This is a genomic window from Sneathiella sp. P13V-1, assembly GCF_015143595.1.
Lineage (GTDB): Bacteria > Pseudomonadota > Alphaproteobacteria > Sneathiellales > Sneathiellaceae > Sneathiella.
The window spans coordinates 657,381-678,340 of the sequence record NZ_WYEU01000002.1 but is presented as its reverse complement, the minus strand read 5'-3'; the positions used below and the strand labels follow the sequence as shown (position 1 = coordinate 678,340).

Here is a 20,960-nt window from a genome sequence, read left to right as displayed (position 1 = left end):
TTTTCAACTTATCGCGGCAAGGCGAGTTACGAATTTTTACTCAATGATCGAAGATTTAGGGCGCACACCAATGGAATGACAGACGCCGTAAACAAGGTCAGCCCGGTTTAAGGTATAGAAGTGGAAATTCTTGACCCCCTCATACTGAAGTCTGCGACATAATTCAGAGGCCACAATCGCTGCATTATAATCCCTTGTGGCGGGATCATCCTCTAACCCTTCAAACAAGTGCGTTAGCCAAGCAGGAACTTGAGTTCCGCATTGGGCACTAAAACTTTTAATGCGAGAGTAACTTGTGATCGGCAGAATGCCTGGAACAATTGGAATATCCACACCGTTGGAAGCAGCCCGCTCCACGAAATTCAAATAGGTTTCCGGATCAAAGAAAAACTGCGTAATAGCGCGGGTCGCCCCTGCGTCCATTTTGCGCTTCAAGTAATCCAGATCCGATTGACTGGAATGGGCGTTTGGATGGATTTCAGGATAACAACCCACAGTGATTTCAAAATCATGCAGTTTTTTCAGAAACTCGATGAGCTCAACCGATCCTGAAAAACCATCTGGGTGGGGTTTAAATTCGGTTTCACCTTGAGGCGGATCACCACGGAGAGCCACAATATGCCGAACACCAGCCTCCCAATAAGCATGGGCCACTTCTTCAATCTCAGCTTTTGAGGCACCGACACATGTTAGATGCGCTGCGGGCTCTAGGTCCGTTTCCTGTCTGATACGAGCAACCACATCATGGGTGGTTTGGCGGGTTGAGCCACCTGCCCCGTAAGTGACAGAAACAAATGATGGATCAAGTGGTGCTAGCCGCTCCAATGTTGTCCAGAGTTTCTTCGTCGCTGCTTCTGTCGCAGGCGGAAAGAACTCAAACGACACCTGCAACGGGCTGGATCCTGAAAGATTCAACGGCGTATTTTCCGCTTGAGATCCTTTTTTACCAGGCAATTTCATTTTATTACTCCCAATTCACTCGGTTTCGCGCGAGCTACCCAAATATTTACAGTAAGTGGTTGTCCCGGAAGACTATGTGTTTCAAATGTTTCAAAGTTGTTTTCATCGCACCAAAGCTCCATCTGGGATAAATCAAATCCCAATTGCTGGTGCGCGTGATCTTCTTTCAGATTGACCAAGTCATGTGGCGCGAAATCGACAACAATCAATATGCCATCTTCACGTAGAACTCGGCGTGCTTCTTCAAGGACTATCTTGGGCCGGTCCGCGTAATGCATAACCTGATGCACCATCACCAGATCCTGAGACTGGCTCGCAACGGGTAATGTATACATATCGCCCAAACGCACCTGACTATTGCGCAACCCTTTATCTTCAATCATGGCACGGGCATAGCTTAACATTTCTCTGCTATTATCGATTCCAACCGCGTTTGCAACACGCGGACCAAACAGTTCCAGCATTCGGCCGGTACCTGTTCCTATATCAAGGAAATCACGAAACTTGCCTTGTCTGCTTTTCTCGCATTTATCCAAAATGTCGATTAAGCGGGTTTCCACCTCTTTTTCAGCCACATGAAGGGAGCGAATCTCGTTCCACTGAGAGGCGTTTTTCTTGAAATATGCCATCGCTGCGTCATTTCTTGCTTGGCGCACAGCATCCAAACGATCCAGATCACGCGCAATCGTAACGTCATCTTCCGGTGTTAAATCAACGAGGTAGCGAGCAAGTAGAGCATTTGAGCCTCGATTTGCCAGGCGGTAATAAACCCAACTGCCCTCTTGAAAGCGATCGAGAAGCCCCGCCTCACACAAGAGCTTCAGATGCCTTGAAACCCTTGGCTGGCTTTGGCCAAGTATTTGAAGAAGCTCACTTACAGTAAGCTCGGAGTGAGCGCATAAAACCAACAGACGAAGCCTTGTCTCTTCGCCTGCAGCTCTCAATCCTTGTAGCATCGCTTCCATACATTTACCCCGTCATTTTCATGATATAAACATATCTTTATATCTTTTTAAATTGAGTTTCAAGTCTCTTTCGCGACTTTTTCGCAACAGTGAAGTGAGTCGCTGTTTGTGTACAAAACAACGCCTAGCCAATAACTTAGGAGTGTGATAGACACTGATCTGGAGTGAGTATTTTTCTAAGATTAAAAAGAATTACTGAGCTTGTTACTAAATGTGATGTGACATAAAGGAATACGTAACCTTTAATGTGTTTTATGGTCACTCTTAGCGACAAGTTGGGAAGAGCTGAAAATATGATTTCGAAGAAGTTCAAATCGACTCTTTTAGGTGGATGTATTGCAATCGCTTTTGCTGGTTTGGTTAGTGGTTGTACCACTCCTCCAGGAGAAGATCCTAAAAACGTGACATACAACGAAGTGCAGGATCCTATTGAGCCGCTAAACCGTTACTTCTTTGACGTCAATTACGCGCTTGATGCACTGGCTTTGAAACCAGTCTCACATATCTATCGTGACGCTCTTCCTGAAGGTGTTAAAGACAGTGTCAGCAACTTCCTGACAAACCTGTCTCAGCCTATCTATTTCATCAACAACATCCTTCAGGGCGACCTGAACGGTGCTGGCGATAACATGGGCGCCTTCTTTACGAACACATTCCTTGGCTTCGGTGGTCTGTTTGACATTGCTCAACTCGATACTGATGACGAAGATTTGGGACAAACATTTGCCGTATGGGGTATTCCTGAGGGACCATATCTTGTGCTGCCAATTCTAGGACCAAATACAACTCGCGAAGCTGTAGGTATCGTTGGTGAATATTTCATCGATCCAGCCAATCTCGTTGCCAGAAACAACGACGTCGATAATTTTGCACTTATTCGTGCAGGAGTATCAGCCGTTGATAAACGGGCCCCTTCTATTGAGCCTCTGGATGAAATTGAAAAGAACTCAATCGATTTCTACGCAGCAGTTCGTAGCTTGTATCGCCAAAATCGTAAAAGTCTGATTATGGACGGTGAAAATAAATTGACACCGTTACCCGATATTTCTTTCGAACTGGATGATGAGCCTACCAAAAAAGACAGCATCTCTCTTCTTATCGAAGAAGATGATGAAGCCTCACCTTCAGTCAAGAAATCAACGAACTAAACTGATTTCCTTGCGAGGTAGAGGATGAAGATGCTGCGTTTTGCAACTCTGGCACTATCTGCCACTTTTATTCTAGCATCACCTGCTGTTGACGGGGTACTAAGCCCCGCTCACGCGTATGCGAAAGAAGAAACCAAGTCTGCGACTTCTCTTGTCAATGAATTGGGGCAGGAAGCTGTAAAGCTTCTGGCAAATGCTGATTTAGACGAAACCAAGAAACGCGAAGGATTTACGCGTCTGTTGGAGCGCGACTTCGACATGCGTCTCATTGGACGTTTCGTTCTTGGAAAACACTGGCGTAACGCCAGCAAAGAAGAGCAGGAAGAGTATCTGGCTCTTTTCCAGAAATATATCGTCAACACCTATCAAAAGCGGATTGGCGAATATTCAGGTGAAAATCTCAAGATTATTAAATCTCAGGAACTCAACAAGAAAGAGGAACTTGTGAACTCACAGATTGTGCGTCCAAGTGGCCCTCCTATCAAACTCGACTGGCGTGTTCGCCGCAAGAAAAGCGGCGAGCTTAAAATTGTCGACATTATTGTTGAAAATGTGAGTATGGCGCTCACCCACCGGGAAGAATTCTCAGCGGTGATCAGTTCAAATGGCGGCAAGGTCAGCGGACTTATCGAGAAGCTCAAAAGTCATATTGAAGAGAAAAGCTAAGAAAAAGCCTCCTGATCAGGAGGCTTTTTTATTGCTATCCCCTTTTTCAAAGCAATAGCCTACAGCGCGAACGGTTCTTATAAGATCTACGTCATTGTCTTCGTTCAAGGCTTTGCGAAGACGTCGGATATGAACATCTACTGTGCGGTCTTCCACATAGACATTCTGTCCCCAGACACCATCAAGAAGCTGCTCACGCGTCAGGACACGCCCTGCCCGCTCCATAAAGAAGCGAAGGAGTTTAAACTCTGTTGGACCAAGATGTAATTCGCGGCCATCACGGCTCACCTTATATGCCACGAGGTCCATCACCACATCAGCAACAGTGATGTTATCATTTGACATATTTGGATTATGACGACGAAGCACCGCACGAATGCGGGCCATTAATTCAGCCGGTGAAAATGGTTTTGAGACATAGTCATCCGCGCCCACATCAAGACCACGAACGCGATCACTTTCTTCGCCGCGTGCCGTGATCATGATGACCGGTAGGTTTCTAAACTCCTGATCCCGGCGAAGGCGGCGACAGATTTCTATACCAGACAGCTTTGGCAGCATCCAGTCCAGCAGGACCATATCTGGTTTTTGCTCTTCAATGCAAAGCCAGGCTTCTTCACCATCCAATGCAGAGCAAACCTCAAAGCCTTCGCTTTCAAGATTATAACGAAGCAGCTCAACCATAGACGGTTCGTCTTCGACAATCAGAATTTTCATAACATTACAATCCGTTGTGTCTACTTAATCTTCTTTTTCAATCATCGTGATACTGGTTTTGTCACCTTTTGGACGGCTTTCCTTCGGTGTTTCACCAGTAATCTGATAGATGATGATTTCCGCGATATTGGTCATATGATCACCTATACGCTCGATATTTTTTGCCATGAAGATCAAATGCGTGCAGCTTGTGATACTACGCGGATCTTCCATCATATAGGTCAGCAGTTCACGGAACATGCTGTTATAAAGCTGATCAACTTCCTTGTCCCGACGCCAAACATCAAAAGCAAGATCTACATCACCTTGCGCATATGCCGACAGTGTGTCGTGGATCATATGGCGAACCAATTCACCCATCCGTGGGATAGCGGCAACCGGGCGTGCAGTCGGTGCAAGGTTAAGCGCGATCACCCGTTTGGCAAGATTAGCAGAATAGTCAGCAACACGCTCCAGCAAGGACGCAATTTTCAACGCTGAAATCACGCGACGGAGATCGTCCGCAACCGGATTTCTAAGCGCCAGAATGCGCACAGCCATATTATCGATCTCTTTCTCAAGTTCATCGATTTCAACATCGGCTTCGATTGTTCTCTGTGCCAGATCAGAATCTCTGTCGGTCAATGCCCGAATGGCTGCCTCCAATTGGGACTCGGCCAATCCCCCCATCTCAATGATGGAATTGCGCATTTTCTGCAAATCTTCGTCGAAGGATTGCACGATGTGTTTTGTATCATTCATCTTTCTTATCCCTTATCCGACAATTAACCGAAACGGCCTGTAATATAGCCCTGTGTCCGCTCATCTTTCGGACTTGTAAAGAGCTGTTCTGTATCTCCGACTTCTACAATTTCTCCCAAGTGGAAAAACGCAGTTTTCTGGGAGATACGCGCCGCCTGCTGCATGGAGTGCGTCACAATGATAATCGTGTAATTCTCACGAAGCTCCTCGATCAACTCTTCAACTTTGGCCGTTGCAATCGGATCAAGGGCAGAACAAGGCTCGTCCATCAGAATGATATCAGGCTGAACGGCAAGCGCTCGCGCAATACAGAGGCGCTGCTGCTGACCACCGGACAATCCAGTACCCGTTGATGTCAGACGATCACGTACTTCTTTCAGCAGGCCTGCTTTTTCAAGACTGGTCAAAACGATATCGTCAAGTTCGTCTTTATTCTGGGCTAAACCGTGAATTCGAGGGCCATATGCCACGTTGTCATAAATTGATTTCGGGAAAGGATTTGGCTTTTGGAACACCATACCAACCCGCGCGCGCAACAACACTTCGTCTACTTTCGGGTCATAGATATTGTGACCATCCATAAGGATTTCACCTTCAACACGACACCCTTCCACAGTGTCGTTCATGCGGTTCAAGCAACGCAGGAATGTTGACTTACCACAACCGGAGGGGCCGATCAGGGAAATAATCTTATTCTCTGGAATATCCAGAGAAACTTTATTCAACGCCTGCTTATCGCCGTAATAAACGCTTACGTCGCGTGCGGTGATAATAGCTTTTTCTTCGTTGTTCACGGGTGTATCCACTTCTGCCAGCATTTGCATAACAAATATCCTTTACCAGCGACGTTCAAATTTCTTGCGAAGCACAACTGCAAGCGCGTTCATAAAGACGAGGAAACCAAGCAACACAATGATGGCACCAGAGGTTTTCTCAACAAAAGCACGTTCCGGACTATCGGCCCAAAGGAAAATCTGGACGGGCAGCACGGTTGCAGGATCTGTAACGGCACCTGGTATATCCACGATAAACGCGACCATACCAATCATCAATAGCGGAGCAGTTTCACCAAGAGCCTGCGAGAGGCCAATAATTGTGCCTGTCATGATACCCGGCATCGAAAGCGGCAAGACGTGATGGAAAACCATCTGTTGTCTGGAGGCACCAAGTCCTAAAGCCGCGTCACGAATACTGTCTGGAATGGAACGAATTGACGCACGCGCCGCAATAATGATCGTTGGCAACGTCATCAGTGCAAGGGTTAAACCACCCACCAATGGGGCCGACCTTGGTAAATGTGCCACGTTCAGGAAGAGCGCCAAACCTAAGAGACCAAATACGATAGACGGCACAGCAGCCAGGTTATTGATGTTCACCTCAATCAAGTCTGTCAGCTTGTTCTTAGGTGCAAACTCTTCAAGATAAATGGCAGACATTACCCCAATTGGGAATGAGATAATGAAAGTGACAAACAAGGTGTACATTGATCCAACAATTGCACCCCAAATACCAGCAATCTCAGGCTCGCGGCTATCACCACTGGTAAAGAAGTCTACATTGAAACGTGTTTCAACATGGCCCTTCTCAGCCAATTGGTCATACCAGGTAATTTCCTTGTCCTTAACCCGGCGATCCCCTTCAGGAACATCTCGAGGGATATATCCTTTATTGAACATATCGATGTCATCACTGGCGACCAGAGTCACTGGTATTGTTTGGCCGATCAGGTCAGGATTTTCCAGAACCATGTCACGAAGTTGCAGCGGCGCGCCTTTACTTACAAAGCCAAAAAGAACTCTGAGGTCACGGCGTCCTTTTACATCGGGAAATTCCGCGCGAAGCGCATCACGTACAAGCCCACCATAAGACGCAGCTCTCATTGTGGCTTCGTCACGTGTTCCCTTAGGATCAATGACCTGCTCTTTAAAGGTGACGTCAAGTGTTACGGTTGTCTGCAAGAAGGCTGTCGCGCCCTTACCAACAATACTGACAATCAGAATGGCCAGCAGGGTCAAAGCTGTAAAGATTGCTCCAATGCCCAGAATACGGAAACGTTTTTCTGAACGATGACGCTTCTTCAGATTGGATACTGTCTCCGCAGATGCCCAATCTTTTACAGCTTTATTTGAAGAAGAAATATCAGTCATATTTTTCTCTGTATTTCCGGACAACCACAAGGGCAATCACGTTAAGTACAAGGGTGATAGCGAAGAGAACCAGTGCAAGTGCAAAGGCAGCAAGCGTCTTGGCGCTATCAAATTCCTGGTCACCAACCAACAGGCCGACAATCTGCACTGTTACGGTTGTTACCGCCTCTAGCGGGTTTGCCGTCAGGTTGGCGGCAAATCCAGCGGCCATCACCACGATCATTGTTTCACCAATTGCGCGACTAACCGCCAACAAGATCGCACCGACAATACCTGGCAGCGCAGCAGGTATAATAACTTTGACAACAGTTTCTGAACGGGTCGCACCCAGTCCGTAAGAGCCATCGCGAAGGCTTTGAGGGACTGCCATGATGATGTCGTCACTCAAGGATGAAATAAATGGAATGATCATCATTCCCATCACAACACCAGCAGCAAGCGCGCTTTCGGATACAACACTAAGGCCCAATGACGTACCGACGTCGCGGAAGAAGACGCCAACGGTCAAAGCAGCGAAGAAACCGTAAACAACGGTTGGGATCCCTGCCAGGATCTCAAGGATTGGTTTCACAGTCGCGCGAAATCTACTGCTGGCATATTCTGTCATATAAATAGCACTCATCAGCCCAAGAGGCACAGCCACGATCATGGCGATCAGCGTAATCAGCATAGTGCCTGCGAAAAGCGGAATAGCACCAAAGGCTCCGGAAGATCCCACCTGATCTGCACGAAGGGCAGTTTGGGGACTCCATTCCAGACCTAAGAAAAATTCTGATAGAGGAACTTTTTCAAAGAACTGCAGGGTTTCAAACAGCAGCGAGAATACAATTCCAATAGTCGTGAATATAGAAAGTGTAGATGCCAGGATCAAAACGCCGTAGACAACACCTTCCAATGTTTTTCTGACACGCAAATCAGCGTCAATTTTCTTAAAGGAAAAAAACACACCGCCAACTGCGGCAAGAAGGATGACGACCGGGAACAGGATCCGCTCTACAAGTTCTGTAAATGTTGCGGAGGCGCCGACTGGTGTTATGGATAACACAAACCAGAGAACAAGTAACACAACTGAAGGCACAGCACCCCAGGCAACAACATACATACCGTACTGGTGAGGTCTGCTGGAAAAAACTCTGCTGGTTCTATTTGTATTGATGGCGAGAGCTTTTTTACTGCCGAACCAGTACCCGGCGGCACACAAGGCGAGCAGTACGATGATGAGTGGGGAAATACTCATAAATTTATGCCTACATTGGCTGGAGAAACATGAAAAAGTGGCCGAGTCATCCCCGGCCACTTAACGATCAATGATTACATCATTTTCAGGTTTGTCAGGCTTGTCGCGTCAGCGCGAACTTTTGCACGCTCAGCTTCAGACAGTGGGATCAAACCTTTTTCTGTCAGGTAACCAAACTCACCGAATGCATCTTCACTTGTAAACTCAGCAACGAATTCTTTGATGCCTGGAACTGTTCCAACGTGAGCGTTTTTCACATAGAAGTACAAGGAACGGGAAATTCCGTATTCACCAGCTGAGATTTTTTCGAAAGTTGGCTCAACACCACCGATGATGCCACCCTGGATTTTGTCAGCGTTCTGGTCAAGGAAGCTGAAACCGAAGATGCCGATAGCATCTTTGTTAGCAACCAACTTCTGAACGATCAGGTTGTCATTTTCACCTGCTTCGATGTATGCGCCATCTTCACGTACGGAATGAGCGATTGCTTTAAATGCTTTTTTGTCAGATTTGCGAAGTGCTTTCAGGCTTGGGAATTTCTTCGCGCCGCCTTCCATAGCAAGTTCAACAAATGCGTCACGTGTACCGGAGGTTGGAGGTGGGCCCAGTACTTCAATTTTTGTAGCTGGCAGAGAGGCGTCAACGTCTTTCCATGTTTTGTATGGATTATCGACCAGTTTGCCGTCTACCGGAACCTGTTTAGCAAGTGCCATGAAGATCTGCTTCTTGGTCAACTGAACTGGTGCAGTAGCTTTTGAGTTAGCAAGCACGATACCGTCGAAACCAACTTTAACTTCAGTGATTTCAGTGATGCCAGCTTTCGCACATTTTTCAACTTCGGATTTTTTGATCCGGCGTGAAGCGTTTGTGATGTCTGGGTGCTCAGTTCCGATACCGGCGCAGAACAATTTCAAACCACCGCCTGAACCTGTGCTTTCAACAACAGGCGCTTTAAAAGTACCTTTGTTACCGAAAGTTTCAGCAACAGTTGTTGCAAATGGGAATACAGTAGAAGAACCTACGATGCGAATCTGATCGCGAGCTTCTGCCTGACCTGCAAATACTGCTGTCGCAACGACAGCCATTCCGAGAGTTTTTTTCAACACGTCTAATTCTCCGTTCATCTTGAACGACAGCGTCTCCTGTCGATGGCCGGGACAATGACGCTGCTCGGTGACCGGATTACTACAGTTATATGACAGTAATGTTACAACGCGAAATCTCTACAAATTCAGCCATTTGTAGAGGTGGTTTTTGGAAGGCGAACTGTAAAAGTGGATCCCTCACCCAGTACTGAGTCGATATCAAGGTGTCCTCTGTGGCGACTCACGATGTGTTTTACAATGGCAAGGCCAAGACCTGTGCCCCCCATTTCACGGCTACGATCACTATCCACTCTATAGAAGCGTTCAGTAAGCCTTGGAAGGTGATCAGCTGAAATACCCTCGCCCTGATCTTCTACAGCGATATTGATCTCTCCTTCTTCCTCAAAAAGGTTAATCGTTACCGTCGTATCTTCACGGCTATATTTCAGGGCGTTGTCGACCAGATTGATAAAGACCTGATAAAGCTGCTTCTTTTCGCCAATTGCAAATAGAACATCATCCTGCAGATTAAGCTGAAGCCCCTTACCAAGCTCATTTGCCTTCACAGACAGCATATGTGCTACGCTTTGTAGAAGATCGTTGATGTTCACAGGTTCAGACGGGCGTTCATGCTCGCTCATCTCAATTTGCGACAATGACAGCAGATCATCAATGAGCTGTGACATCCGGTTGCCTTGGACATGCATCATCCCAAGAAACCGCTGACGGGCCTCTTCATCTTTAGACGCCGGACCTTGCAGTGTTTCAATGGCCCCAATAAGAATGGCAAGTGGTGTTCTAAGTTCATGGCTGGCATTTGCCACAAAATCAACGCGCATCTGCTCTGTTTTCTTGGCCCTGGTAAGATCATGAACGGTTAGAATAACCCTAAGATCCTCCCCGCCTTCCCCTTCGAGGTTCACAACATAAGCCGCAATATGCCGCGAAACACTTCCCGCCAGCTCAAATTCCACACGTTCATTTTCTGTGTGACCTTTAAAGGCCGCTTCCACAGCTTTCAAAAGATTTGGATGCCGAAGATAGGTGGTTAGGTCCCCTTGCATATGATCTGTATCGAAAAACTCTTTCGCTGCAACATTGGACCGACTGATTTGACGGCGAGAGTCCAACACAAGAACTGGGTTTGGTAGCATATCAAAAAGAAGCATCGCGTCTTGTTGATGTGACTTGGCATCTTTTAGCAGGCTCTGCAAGACACGCTTATATTGCTGCATACTCAGAAGCAATTCATCATATGGCAGAATACCTGAGCGCCCCATCGAAGAAATACCGCGCTGCCTTAAAGGGGTTTCGGTCGCCTGCTCCAATCTGCGTGCCAGTCCAACCATTTCCCGGTTAATACGACTAAAAATCAGGAAAGCCGTAACCAAAATGGTAAAAAGGATCACTGCGGCATATTCAAAGGGGAGTTCTCCCTTAAACAAAAACCACATCAACACCAAAAAAACTGGGGTTGCGAGTAAACCAACAAATTTCAACATTTTGGGTTAGCTTTCTGACTGCTAAAGGAGCAAATCCTCAATTTATGACCAAACCATGACAGTAAATTTAATGGTTGGCTAATATGACGGCGGGTTATTACATTTTTGTGACGCCGCTTAATGTTTCCCCAATCTCTGAATTTATGGTTAGTTCCGCATATGGATCGAGCGGTGTCTCTTCGCGATTGATAATGACCAGCTTTGCACCATGTTGGGCGGCAATGACCGGAATATTCGCCGCCGGGAAAACGACCAATGATGAGCCTGCAACAATAAATAGATCACTTTCTATGGCTTCCATCTCTGCGCGCCGCATCTCTTCTTCGGGCATGGCCTGCCCAAAAGATATGGTCGCCGTTTTAACAATCCCCCCACATTGTGAACAGGTTGGAAGGGTTTCATTTACCGCAAAGATCTTCTTGACCGCATCAAGGCTCATCTTTTTGTGACATTCAAGGCATTTGGCGTAAGTACCATTTCCGTGAATTTCGATCACATCTTCATCTGCCACACCGCCCAGCTGATGAAGCCCATCAATGTTCTGCGTAACTACCGCGTTTACTTTTCCGGCGCTATAAAGCTCTCCAATGACCTTGTGACCGATATTCGGCTCCGCCCCTTTCATAACGCGTTCCATATTGAACTTACGTCGCCAGGCTTCCCGACGCGCGTCTTCCGAGGCGATAAATTCTGAGAAATCTATGGGTCGGTTCTTTTCCCAAAGGCCGCCGGGGCTTCTAAAGTCAGGGATACCGGATTCAGTACTGATCCCTGCCCCTGTAAAGAAGACGATATTTTGGCTCGCATCTATAAAGTGGGCCAGTTTTTCTATGTCACTCATAGCTCTTCCTTTTTTAAGGAACTATACGTGAATTCTTGGATAAGAAAAAGCAGCCTGCCCAAAATTCACATTTCTTCTTTGCAGACGTCCATATGCCGACATCAAATTTGTTCATACAAGGATATGGAGACGGAAACATGAACCCAAATGCAAATCAGATAGTCGCCAAAGAACTTTCCGATGCCTTGGCCCGCTGCAAACAAAAGGGTGTTGATGAAGCAAGCGTTAGAACAGGCCTTTTGACCATCACCATCGCCAACTTTGTAAACCGTTTGGGAATGCAAAACACCGTATCCTTGTTTCAAGCTATACCTCAGCAATTCTCTTCTGGGATTTTTGATAAATATATCGATCCAAATACGAACACGGCACCCGTTGCACCGCCACCAGCCATGCCGACAGTCGCGCAAGGGCAAAGCTATAATCACGCGACATTGCCACAGAATTTCGTACCACCAAATGCAACTCCAACACCACACCACTATTCGGTATCGGATCCGGTGCAGCAGAGTTTCACACCCTCATATGCCGGGTATCCTCCTCAAAAACGCAGGTTATCCGAGTAAAGCCCTGTTTTTATGAAAATTTATCCAAAATCGGCCCGTTATAATTAACGGTTTTTAAGGATGATTGCGCTACGGTGCTCCACAATGGGATCCAAGTATCTTAAGGAGTCGGGATCGTGGCGACATTCGAAGATATTCTTAAAGCAAACAAATCAGTTCTGATGATGGGGACTGCGTTGGTGTTGGCGGGCTGCGGAAGCACGACGACAGCGGACGTTTCGCATAATGACATGCAGGACACTGAAACGACGGAACTGTCATCAACTGCATCTGTTGAAGTCGAAGCGGACGATAATGATTACAGTGGCGAGGATCTTGGCACCAAGCGTCTAATGCGCATTGCGGCTCATGCCTACAAAAAAGGGAATACAGGAACAGCCATGCAGCTTTACGCCATGGCAGGCCAGAAAGACCCCAACAACCCGGAACCCGCGCTTGCGATGGCTGACCTCCTCCGCAAAAGCAAGAAGGTAGACGGCGCACTGGATCTATATAAACGCATTTCCGCACGTTTTCCGGAAATTGCAGAACCACATACCGGCATTGGTTACATTCTGCTGACCCAGGACAAACCCTATATGGCAGCAAAAGCCTTTGAAGCGGCAGTAGAAATTGATCCGGAAAATGCGAAATCACTTGGTGGTCTTGCGCTGGCCCTTGATACGGCCGGTGAGCATGACAAAGCTCACGGATATTACCGCCTCGCCATTCAGCAGGCCCCAAACAACCTGACCTATCAGAATAACCTGGCCCTTTCCTTGGCGCTGACAGGCCGGACGGATCAGGCAATTGCTTTGCTGAAAGTGGTGACAGCACATCCAAAAGCAACAGCTCAACATCGTCAAAATCTGGCATTGGTATATGGCATGGCAGGTAAAGCCAAAGAAGCCATGAAATATTCCCGCATGGATTTGAGCGAATCCGCGGCGCGCAACAACGCCATGTATTTTGAAGCCTTAAACGGCACACCTTCCCAAAATAATGCAGCAACAGCAGTTGCCCGCGCCAAAAAAGAAGCCCCTAAATCACGCTCGGTTGCGTCCAAACCGTTGGAGCAGGAAAGCTATATCGGGACGAATGATGCCGAGCAGGATTTAAGTACTGAACCCGTTGTTGTCGCAAAAGAAGATACAGCCGCCTCTTCATTTGTTGACCGCAAACGCCGCGAAATTGACCTTGCACGGGCAAGCGTAGCCCCTTCAACTGAGCCAACTGCAGTTGCAGCGGCCCCATCTGTAAGTGTGGAAGTTCAGAAAATGGCGGAACCTAAAGTCGCCCAAAAAGCGGAACCTGTTCGTAAAATCATCGAACCAGTGGCGAAGAAGCCAGAGGTCGTGAAACAGGAAATTACCGCGCGTGTTGACGCACGGGAGACGGTTGCAGAAAATATCAAACTTGAAAAAGCCGTTTTCAAAAGCCCAACAGTTTCCTTCAAGAAACCATCTGGTGATAACCTCTACTTCCTGCAATTGGCTTCCTTCCGATCAAAAGAACGGGCAATGCGCGGCTGGGAAGAAATCAGCCAAAGTCAGAAAGACCTGATTGGAGAGTATTCACCAGTCTATGCGGTTACGGATCTTGGACCTGAAAAAGGTGTCTATTACCGCGTTCGCATCGGCAGCTTTACAAGTCGTCAGGAACCAATTGAACTGTGTGAAACCCTGCAAGCAAACGGTCAGGATTGTTACCTGTCCCGTGTCCCGCTAAACGGGGGTTACACAACGGTTGCAGCTGCGATCAAATCCGAAGATCAGCAAAGCAGTGTGCCACCGCGCGATTACGGCAAAATGATTGCCAAAACAGATCTGTCTAAAGAACTGTCACGTTCCACAGCATCTATCGGATATTAAGCAGACAATCCCGCCTGAGAGGTTCCACAACATCTCAGGCGGAAAATCTTTTGCAGTGGCCTTCCTACTTCCATTATAAAGGGCCTTCCCTCTTTCAATGGAAAAGAAAAGTACCCACGCCTTGACTGCCCCTGCCCTCAATAAAAATATCGAAACCTTAAGTGTACCGCCTATTCCCTTGGTAAAGGCGTGGCTGGATGCCTATTCAGGCGAAGCGGGCCCTATTATTGATTTGTCTCAGGCGGTGCCTAACTATCCCCCTCACCCAAGTTTGAGGGAAGAACTGGCAAAAATTGCAGAAGACCTATCTGTTTATGGATATGGCCCTATTGAAGGGGAAGATGAACTTCGGGATGTGTACGCCCAAAATGTCAGTGCACGTTATGGGACTGAAGTTACCGCCGATCAGACACTTATCACATCCGGATGCAATCAGGCTTTTGTTACCGCGATTATGACGGTTGCCAAGGCAGGTGATCAGATTCTTCTGTCCAACCCTTTCTATTTCAACCATGAAACCTCCATGGAGATGCTGGGAATTGAAGTTGGCAGCTTTGACTTAAGCGCCGATAATGGCATGGTGCCGGACATCGCGACACTTGCGGCCGCGATTGAAAATAACACAAAGGCCATTGCGCTCGTCTCCCCCAACAATCCAACAGGTGCGGTCTATTCACCCGATCTTCTGACACAAATCTTTGACCTGTGTCAGGAAAAAGGCATCTGGCTTATTCTGGATGAGACATATCGCGATTTTCTGAAAGGTGAACAGAGTTGCCCTCACACCCTGTTTAACCGCTACGGCTGGCAGGAAACTTTGATCCAGCTTTACAGCTTTTCCAAATCCTTCTGCATTCCGGGCCTCCGCCTTGGGGCTGTGGTCGCAGGTGACCATGTTGTGATGCAAATGGGTAAGGTCATGGACAATATTCAGATCTGCGCCCCGCGCCCGCCACAAATTGCCATTGCCCGTCTGATGAATGACTTGAAAGACTGGCGCGAAGGCAACAGGCAGGAGATTTCAAATCGCGCGGAGGCCATGGTTGAAGCCATGCAACAGGCAACGGAGTGGGAAATCATCGCCATCGGGGCGTATTTTAGCTACATCCGCCACCCTTTTGCAGATAAGTCTTCTATCGAGGTTGCGGAAAAGCTCGCGAAAGAGTGCGGGCTGCTTACCATTCCGGGGGAGTTTTTCGGCCCCGGACAGGAAAGATATCTGCGCTTTGCATTCGCCAACGAAGATGCGACGTCTATCAGGCAAATCCCTGAGCGATTGAAATATATAAAGATTTAGGATTGAGGGCACGTCCACTTGATGCTAATCGTTTGGATCCAATCTAATTTCAAAGGTGATAATTATGACAGAAATTACCCGTCTGGATAAAGGCCCCCGTATGAGCCAGGCCGTTGTCTACAATGGCACAATCCATCTGGCAGGTCAGGTGGGAACACCGGGCGAGAGCGTTACTGATCAGACAAAACAGATCCTGTCCCAGATCGACAGCCTTCTGGAGCGTTGCGGCTCCGACAAATCCAAGCTGTTGATGGCGACAATCTGGCTGGCGGATATGGCCGACTTTGCGGAAATGAACGCAGTTTGGGATGCATGGGTGGACCCAGAAAACCCACCAGCACGCGCCTGTGGTGAAGCCAAACTGGCAGCACCGGGCTTCACTGTTGAGATCATGATCACAGCAGCAGAGTAATCTCCTGACATACAGGATCGTGCAAAGTGCGATCCTGTATCACTTAAAACAAAGGGAGCAAGCCACTGGAAATAATAGATTATTTTCTTCTCTTTGTTGCGCTGGTCCTTCTCGGCGTTCTTTTCTGGCGACCGATCCGTGAAAATAATCTCTGGCGGGCGACCGTCACACCGCTTGCCTCCATCATCGGAAGTGGCTTTCTCATTGCCGCCCCTATCCTTGGGGAAAGTATGGGGACATGGACCCCCATCGCCATGGCGGGGATCATCGCCCTCTCTTATCTGATCGGCTGGGTGATCCGCTTTAACATCGCCCATGCGGAACCGCTCCTCAACACCAAGGCCCCACCGCATCTTTTAAAGAGCATGGAGTTTGCCTCTAACTTAGCGGTATTTGCGGCATATCTGATTTCCGTGGCCTTCTATCTTCGTGTCATGTCCGCCTTTATCTTGCGCAGCGTCGATATGAACACAGAGACGAACGCCAATATCCTCACCAGCTTGGTGCTGGTTCTTATTTGTGTTGCCGGCCTGCTTCGAGGCCTTAAAACGCTGGAATTGCTGGAAGAATACTCCGTCAGCATCAAACTCGCCATTATCGGGGCGGCCTGCGCCGGTTTGATGTGGTTCTCCCTTGAAAATGGCAGCAGCCTGCCCGCCGTTGCGGAAACGGAATTTGATCTGGACAGCCTGCGTCTGTTAGGCGGCATGTTGTTGATGGTGCAAGGGTTTGAAACATCCCGGTATCTGGGGGATGAATATGACGGCCCCACCCGCATCCGCAGCATGAAATATGCCCAAATCCTGGCAGGGGCTATCTATATCGGGTTTGTGCTTCTGTTTATGCCACTCCTCGGGCTTGTGCAGGACGTCCCGCCGGAAGAAACCGCCATTATCGGCATGTTGGAGCATGTGTCCTTCATCCTGCCTATAATGATGATTATCGCCGCCACCTTCAGCCAGTTCAGCGCCGCCGTTGCCGATACGTTAAGCGGTGGCGGCATCGTGCGGGAGGAAAGTCAGGGCATGGCCCCAGCCCGCGCCGGATACGCCATCATCACCATCGGCGCGATCATCCTGATCTGGCAGATCAACATCTTCGAAATCGTCGCCTACGCCTCTCGCGCCTTCGCGTTCTACTATTTCACCCAATGCCTCGTCGCCATTATCGCGGCAAGACGATCAGACAATAAAAACGGAAATAGCTTGCGCATCACCGGCTTCACCACCCTCGCCCTGATCCTTCTCTGGATCACGATCTACGCGGTTCCGGTGGAATAGTTTTTCTTTGGAAGGATGGTGCCCGCACCCGGACTTGAACCGGGAAGCGCATACGCGCGGCAGATTTTAAGTCTACTGTGTTTACCAATTTCACCATGCGGGCAACAGCGCTAACCTACTCAGAGTTACACACCCAGACAAGTGGGAAAATGCGTCTTTGCGATTTTTATTTCGGCGATACTGCAAACTCGTCAGGACGGGCGCTTACATTCTGGTTTCATCACGCGGTCCTGACAAAACTCCACAAGTTAAGAAGACGCGAATAACCTGCTCTTGTGAAAGCTCAAGTAAAGCCGCGTCCACTTTTAAAACTTAGAATTTGATGTTCAAAGACAACCTACCACCTAGATCATAGGCAGTTTTGTCATTTGCAATTTTCGTAGCAACACCTGCTTGGGACGTGCCGTCAATATAAGGCAATCCGTAATTGGCATTGCCATAGACCTCAGATGAGATACTGACTGCGCCAAACGTTTTTTCAACAGAAAGACTAAGCGAGCCCTCGTAAAAACCAGAATTATCATTATCCTTCACTGAAACGTCAGGGATCGTTGGAAGAGCACTATTTGCATCCTGAGTAAGGCTCATATCTGTCGAGGTCACCATTGCTGTGACCCCTGCACGCACTCCAAACCGCCAGCCGTCTGATACAGGGCTAAGTACATTCAATCCAAGAGTACCACCATACATATTTGTATCCAGGCCACCATTAACAACTTCAAAGTAGTTACCTGTCACAGCTCCTTTTCTGCTCGCCTTATATTCCAGATCATGCCGGCGAAATGACAACCCAAATTCAGGAATAAAAGACCAAGTCTTGGCGTTTTCAGTACCAGAGAGTGTTAAAGAAACATCAGACAGTTTCACATCATTTTCACTTGTCCAGGTGCCCGCTGCCCAAAACGTGTTTGGAGTGGCGCCGTCGATACCCAAGACTGAATTAACCCCTGAAACTGCATAGAAATCTTTGGCTTTAGATTCCCCGGTAAGATGTAAGATTGAAATCCCGATTGACGGACGGTTTCCAAGAAAAGACCCACTTAGAAAGTTATCTTCTGACAAACGATAGGCGGCATCCGCACTAAATCCATAAAGAGTTATATTGTCATCAGTTTTAGCTTCTGTATTCGCATTCCTATCAACCGTATATGCTGTGGTTGGAACCCAGGATTCCTTCAAATCTCCGTTCAGGGAAAAGGTGAAATCATGATTATTTTCATCCGCCATTGCGGATGTTCCCATCAACATCGCTGTTGCACAAAATAGCGCTGCAATCTGTTTTGCCATTTGGTTGTTTTCCCACTCAGAATTGATTTATTTGTTTTGTTTCAATCTTTTTTAAATGCAATAAAGTTTAACTCTATTTCTGTCAACTTATTGATATTTAATTATTTTATATTTTTAATATCTAATTTATATATATGTTTTCTATTCATCACATTTCAAAGATCTCTAACTTTCTCTTATCTCTATGGTTGTAGTATCTACGGTTGCATTTTCCCTATAACCACAAAAACTGGTCAATTTTCTGCGTTTTAAATTCCTGATTTATAAAGAGATGAAAACTTAACCGGTCAATCTGTAGTTCAGTTCACCTAGCTTCAGATAAAGTTGTTCTGATACGACCTACATCTAGATCGAAGGCGTTCAATGTGGCTATACTTGGCTCTTTATCGCCGTTAGAGTCATCTCTTATGAACCTAAAGCAACTGGAAACCTTTGTCTGGGTCAGCACCCTTGGCAGCTTTCGTAAAGCCGCTAAAAAACTGAACACCAGTCAGCCTGCCATTTCATCGCGCATTGTCGCCTTGGAAGAGACGCTGGGGGTTGAGCTGTTTCGCCGCCATGCCGGGTCGTTTGAGCTGACCGCCAAAGGGGTGGAGCTTCTCCCCCAAGCCCAGAAACTTATTCTTCAGGCAGAGCGGTTTAAGGAAAAAGCATGTGAAAGCAATGCGTTATCCGGCATCCTTCGCCTTGGCGCATCGGAAACCATTGTCCATACATGGCTGTCAGATTTCCTGAACAAGGCCCATAAACAGTTCCCCAATGTGAATATTGAGGTGAGTGTGGATGTGACCGCCAATATGCGCAACGAACTAGTGGCAAGGTCCTTGGATCTGGCGTTTTTGATGGGGCCTATTTCAGAATACAGCATCCATAATGAGGAACTTAAATCCTTTGAATTGAAGTGGGTTTGCTCCTCCGATTTTGACATTTCTGATATTGTCTCCATCGAGGAAATGTTCGCCCATCCCATCATGACCTATGCCCGCAACACCCGTCCCTTTGCAGAGGTGCAGGCCTTCGCCCGTGGGATTGATATCGAAAATTTGAGGTTGTTTCCCTCAACGTCATTGGCGGCGATTATGCGCATGACGCTGGATGGCCTTGGCATTGCCATGTTGCCAACCACCATGGTGGAGGAAGAAATTGCCAAGGGGCGGCTGAAAGTCATTGAAAGTAACTGGCAGCCTTCCAATCTAGAGTTCACAGCGTCTTATTCACGGGAGCCGTTCAACCCAATCGTGGAAAAAATGGCAGAACTTGCGATCACAACCGCGTGGGAGTTTTAACGGGCTCCCTTGATAAAAAAAACTTATCACATCTGCAAAATTTATTCAGTTCGCCTTTATCGAATAAAACTGTCATCGTTCGATCTTCCATAAAAAGTGCATCAAAAGCACGGAGATGAGCGGGACGGACAGATGAAGAGTTGGGATGATCTAAAGGATGAAACCCCGGTTGCCGTAAGGCAGGCAATCCGAGCTGGGGATTATGACGGCGATACGGCAGGTCTTGCGGGTGGCTTTATTCAGGGCAACCTTGCGGTTCTTCCGGCGGAATATGCCACCGACTTCCTCCGCTTTTGTCAGCGGAACCCCAAACCTTGCCCGCTTGTTGGTGTGTCCGATACGGGGAACCCGGTGGTTCAGACCTTGGGCCATGATGTGGATATCCGCACGGATGTGCCAAAATATAAAATCTTCCGAAATGGCGAGTTCCAGGAAATTGTCACGGATGTGACTGATATCTGGCAGGAAGATTTTGTGAGCTTCGTTCTGGGCTGTTCTTTCTCTTTCGAAGAAGCCTTGATGAATGACGGCATGGAAATCCGCCACATTAAAGAAGGCACCACCGTTCCCATGTACCGCACCAATATCGAGGCGGAACCTGCGGGTCCCTTCTCTGGTCAATATGTGGTATCCATGAGATCCCTGCCCGTGAAAGATGCGATCCGGGCGATCGAGATTACCAGTCGCTTTCCTGAAGCCCACGGCACGCCCCTGCATATGGGGGACCCGGCCGAGATCGGTATTCAGAACGTCTCCAAACCCGACTTTGGTGACCCAACGACCATCAAAGACGGCGAAATTCCTGTTTTCTGGGCGTGCGGCGTGACCCCGCAAGTGGCCATCACCAACGCCAAACCCAGTATCTGTATTACCCACGCACCGGGTCACATGCTGATCACGGACATACCGAGCGCGAATGTCGGACGTGGGGCCATTAGTGAATTTTAAGAAATGTTCAAATTTTCATACACGG

At 47.8% G+C, this 20,960-nt stretch carries 20 protein-coding genes and 1 tRNA gene; 9 read left to right on the top strand and 12 right to left on the bottom strand.

Features of this window, described 5'->3' with window-relative positions:
• Positions 1–36: 36 nt before the first annotated feature.
• Entirely contained in the window at positions 37–960 is a 924-nt protein-coding gene (gene metF / locus GUA87_RS10245) for a methylenetetrahydrofolate reductase [NAD(P)H] (RefSeq protein ID WP_193716458.1), read from the bottom strand.
• Positions 957–1,925, bottom strand: coding sequence for an ArsR/SmtB family transcription factor (locus GUA87_RS10240; RefSeq protein WP_193716457.1), 969 nt, complete (start codon positions 1,923–1,925; stop codon positions 957–959). The genes metF and GUA87_RS10240 overlap by 4 nt, the downstream gene beginning before the upstream one ends.
• Positions 1,926–2,326: 401 nt before the next feature.
• Between GUA87_RS10240 and GUA87_RS10235 the strand changes: the two genes are divergently transcribed.
• The gene (locus GUA87_RS10235) at positions 2,327–3,073 is read left to right on the top strand and encodes a VacJ family lipoprotein (protein ID WP_193716456.1); all 747 of its coding nucleotides are present in this window, start codon (positions 2,327–2,329) and stop codon (positions 3,071–3,073) included.
• A gap of 30 nt (positions 3,074–3,103) precedes the next feature.
• Entirely contained in the window at positions 3,104–3,739 is a 636-nt protein-coding gene (locus GUA87_RS10230) for a phospholipid-binding protein MlaC (RefSeq protein ID WP_193716455.1), read from the top strand.
• A gap of 15 nt (positions 3,740–3,754) precedes the next feature.
• Here GUA87_RS10230 and phoB read toward each other — a convergent pair whose 3' ends face one another.
• From phoB to GUA87_RS10190, 8 genes are all read right to left on the bottom strand, one after another.
• Positions 3,755–4,456, bottom strand: a complete 702-nt coding sequence (gene phoB / locus GUA87_RS10225) for a phosphate regulon transcriptional regulator PhoB (RefSeq protein ID WP_193716454.1) — start codon at positions 4,454–4,456, stop codon at positions 3,755–3,757.
• Positions 4,457–4,480: 24 nt separating this feature from the next.
• Complete coding sequence (phoU, locus tag GUA87_RS10220; RefSeq protein ID WP_193716453.1) at positions 4,481–5,197, bottom strand: phosphate signaling complex protein PhoU; 717 nt, start codon at positions 5,195–5,197, stop codon at positions 4,481–4,483.
• Positions 5,198–5,220: 23 nt separating this feature from the next.
• Positions 5,221–6,015, bottom strand: coding sequence for a phosphate ABC transporter ATP-binding protein PstB (gene pstB / locus GUA87_RS10215; protein WP_193717021.1), 795 nt, complete (start codon positions 6,013–6,015; stop codon positions 5,221–5,223).
• 18 nt (positions 6,016–6,033) lie between these two features.
• Positions 6,034–7,344, bottom strand: coding sequence for a phosphate ABC transporter permease PstA (gene pstA, locus GUA87_RS10210; RefSeq protein ID WP_193716452.1), 1,311 nt, complete (start codon positions 7,342–7,344; stop codon positions 6,034–6,036).
• Positions 7,337–8,581, bottom strand: a complete 1,245-nt coding sequence (pstC, locus tag GUA87_RS10205; protein ID WP_193716451.1) for a phosphate ABC transporter permease subunit PstC — start codon at positions 8,579–8,581, stop codon at positions 7,337–7,339. Before pstC ends, pstA begins: the two co-directional genes overlap by 8 nt.
• 74 nt (positions 8,582–8,655) lie before the next feature.
• Complete coding sequence (locus tag GUA87_RS10200) at positions 8,656–9,705, bottom strand: PstS family phosphate ABC transporter substrate-binding protein (protein ID WP_193716450.1); 1,050 nt, start codon at positions 9,703–9,705, stop codon at positions 8,656–8,658.
• 107 nt (positions 9,706–9,812) lie between these two features.
• Positions 9,813–11,168: an ATP-binding protein gene (locus tag GUA87_RS10195; RefSeq protein WP_193716449.1), complete on the bottom strand. Its 1,356-nt coding sequence runs from the start codon at positions 11,166–11,168 to the stop codon at positions 9,813–9,815.
• Between the two features lie 97 nt (positions 11,169–11,265).
• Positions 11,266–12,009, bottom strand: coding sequence for an SIR2 family NAD-dependent protein deacylase (locus GUA87_RS10190; protein WP_193716448.1), 744 nt, complete (start codon positions 12,007–12,009; stop codon positions 11,266–11,268).
• A 137-nt stretch (positions 12,010–12,146) separates the two neighbouring features.
• Between GUA87_RS10190 and GUA87_RS10185 the strand changes: the two genes are divergently transcribed.
• The 5 genes from GUA87_RS10185 to GUA87_RS10165 all read left to right on the top strand — a co-directional run bounded on the left by GUA87_RS10185 (position 12,147) and on the right by GUA87_RS10165 (position 17,414).
• Positions 12,147–12,575 (top strand): hypothetical protein, encoded by a 429-nt coding sequence (locus tag GUA87_RS10185; RefSeq protein ID WP_193716447.1) that lies wholly within the window; start codon positions 12,147–12,149, stop codon positions 12,573–12,575.
• A 116-nt stretch (positions 12,576–12,691) separates the two neighbouring features.
• Positions 12,692–14,425 carry a tetratricopeptide repeat protein gene (locus tag GUA87_RS10180; RefSeq protein ID WP_193716446.1) on the top strand — a complete coding sequence of 578 codons (1,734 nt, stop codon included), beginning with the start codon at positions 12,692–12,694 and terminating at the stop codon, positions 14,423–14,425.
• Positions 14,426–14,522: 97 nt separating this feature from the next.
• Positions 14,523–15,722, top strand: a complete 1,200-nt coding sequence (locus GUA87_RS10175; protein ID WP_193716445.1) for an aminotransferase — start codon at positions 14,523–14,525, stop codon at positions 15,720–15,722.
• Positions 15,723–15,786: 64 nt separating this feature from the next.
• On the top strand, positions 15,787–16,134 hold the full coding sequence (locus tag GUA87_RS10170; protein WP_193716444.1) for a RidA family protein: 348 nt from the start codon (positions 15,787–15,789) through the stop codon (positions 16,132–16,134).
• 230 nt (positions 16,135–16,364) lie between these two features.
• The gene (locus tag GUA87_RS10165; protein WP_193716443.1) at positions 16,365–17,414 is read left to right on the top strand and encodes a hypothetical protein; all 1,050 of its coding nucleotides are present in this window, start codon (positions 16,365–16,367) and stop codon (positions 17,412–17,414) included.
• A gap of 16 nt (positions 17,415–17,430) precedes the next feature.
• Here GUA87_RS10165 and GUA87_RS10160 read toward each other — a convergent pair.
• Together GUA87_RS10160 and GUA87_RS10155 are read right to left on the bottom strand one after the other, a co-directional pair.
• Positions 17,431–17,517: transfer RNA gene (locus GUA87_RS10160), tRNA-Leu, on the bottom strand.
• A 209-nt stretch (positions 17,518–17,726) separates the two neighbouring features.
• Positions 17,727–18,701 carry a hypothetical protein gene (locus tag GUA87_RS10155; protein ID WP_193716442.1) on the bottom strand — a complete coding sequence of 325 codons (975 nt, stop codon included), beginning with the start codon at positions 18,699–18,701 and terminating at the stop codon, positions 17,727–17,729.
• A gap of 407 nt (positions 18,702–19,108) precedes the next feature.
• Here GUA87_RS10155 and GUA87_RS10150 point away from each other — a divergent pair, with 407 nt between their 5' ends.
• Entirely contained in the window at positions 19,109–19,987 is an 879-nt protein-coding gene (locus tag GUA87_RS10150; RefSeq protein WP_193716441.1) for a LysR family transcriptional regulator, read from the top strand.
• Positions 19,988–20,119: 132 nt separating this feature from the next.
• Positions 20,120–20,935, top strand: a complete 816-nt coding sequence (locus tag GUA87_RS10145; RefSeq protein WP_193716440.1) for a putative hydro-lyase — start codon at positions 20,120–20,122, stop codon at positions 20,933–20,935.
• Positions 20,936–20,960: the final 25 nt, after the last annotated feature.

Excerpts from the sequence above, each read along its gene's own strand:
- metF (WP_193716458.1), bottom strand. The coding sequence starts at position 960 with ATGAAATTGCCTGGTAAAAAAGGATCTCAAGCGGAAAATACGCCGTTG.
- GUA87_RS10240 (WP_193716457.1), bottom strand. The coding sequence starts at position 1,925 with ATGGAAGCGATGCTACAAGGATTGAGAGCTGCAGGCGAAGAGACAAGG.
- GUA87_RS10230 (WP_193716455.1), top strand. The coding sequence starts at position 3,104 with ATGCTGCGTTTTGCAACTCTGGCACTATCTGCCACTTTTATTCTAGCA.
- phoB (WP_193716454.1), bottom strand. The coding sequence starts at position 4,456 with ATGAAAATTCTGATTGTCGAAGACGAACCGTCTATGGTTGAGCTGCTT.
- phoU (WP_193716453.1), bottom strand. The coding sequence starts at position 5,197 with ATGAATGATACAAAACACATCGTGCAATCCTTCGACGAAGATTTGCAG.
- pstB (WP_193717021.1), bottom strand. The coding sequence starts at position 6,015 with ATGCTGGCAGAAGTGGATACACCCGTGAACAACGAAGAAAAAGCTATT.
- pstA (WP_193716452.1), bottom strand. The coding sequence starts at position 7,344 with ATGACTGATATTTCTTCTTCAAATAAAGCTGTAAAAGATTGGGCATCT.
- pstC (WP_193716451.1), bottom strand. The coding sequence starts at position 8,581 with ATGAGTATTTCCCCACTCATCATCGTACTGCTCGCCTTGTGTGCCGCC.
- GUA87_RS10200 (WP_193716450.1), bottom strand. The coding sequence starts at position 9,705 with ATGAACGGAGAATTAGACGTGTTGAAAAAAACTCTCGGAATGGCTGTC.
- GUA87_RS10195 (WP_193716449.1), bottom strand. The coding sequence starts at position 11,168 with ATGTTGAAATTTGTTGGTTTACTCGCAACCCCAGTTTTTTTGGTGTTG.
- GUA87_RS10190 (WP_193716448.1), bottom strand. The coding sequence starts at position 12,009 with ATGAGTGACATAGAAAAACTGGCCCACTTTATAGATGCGAGCCAAAAT.
- GUA87_RS10185 (WP_193716447.1), top strand. The coding sequence starts at position 12,147 with ATGAACCCAAATGCAAATCAGATAGTCGCCAAAGAACTTTCCGATGCC.
- GUA87_RS10175 (WP_193716445.1), top strand. The coding sequence starts at position 14,523 with ATGGAAAAGAAAAGTACCCACGCCTTGACTGCCCCTGCCCTCAATAAA.
- GUA87_RS10170 (WP_193716444.1), top strand. The coding sequence starts at position 15,787 with ATGACAGAAATTACCCGTCTGGATAAAGGCCCCCGTATGAGCCAGGCC.
- GUA87_RS10165 (WP_193716443.1), top strand. The coding sequence starts at position 16,365 with ATGGGGACATGGACCCCCATCGCCATGGCGGGGATCATCGCCCTCTCT.
- GUA87_RS10155 (WP_193716442.1), bottom strand. The coding sequence starts at position 18,701 with ATGGCAAAACAGATTGCAGCGCTATTTTGTGCAACAGCGATGTTGATG.
- GUA87_RS10150 (WP_193716441.1), top strand. The coding sequence starts at position 19,109 with ATGAACCTAAAGCAACTGGAAACCTTTGTCTGGGTCAGCACCCTTGGC.
- GUA87_RS10145 (WP_193716440.1), top strand. The coding sequence starts at position 20,120 with ATGAAGAGTTGGGATGATCTAAAGGATGAAACCCCGGTTGCCGTAAGG.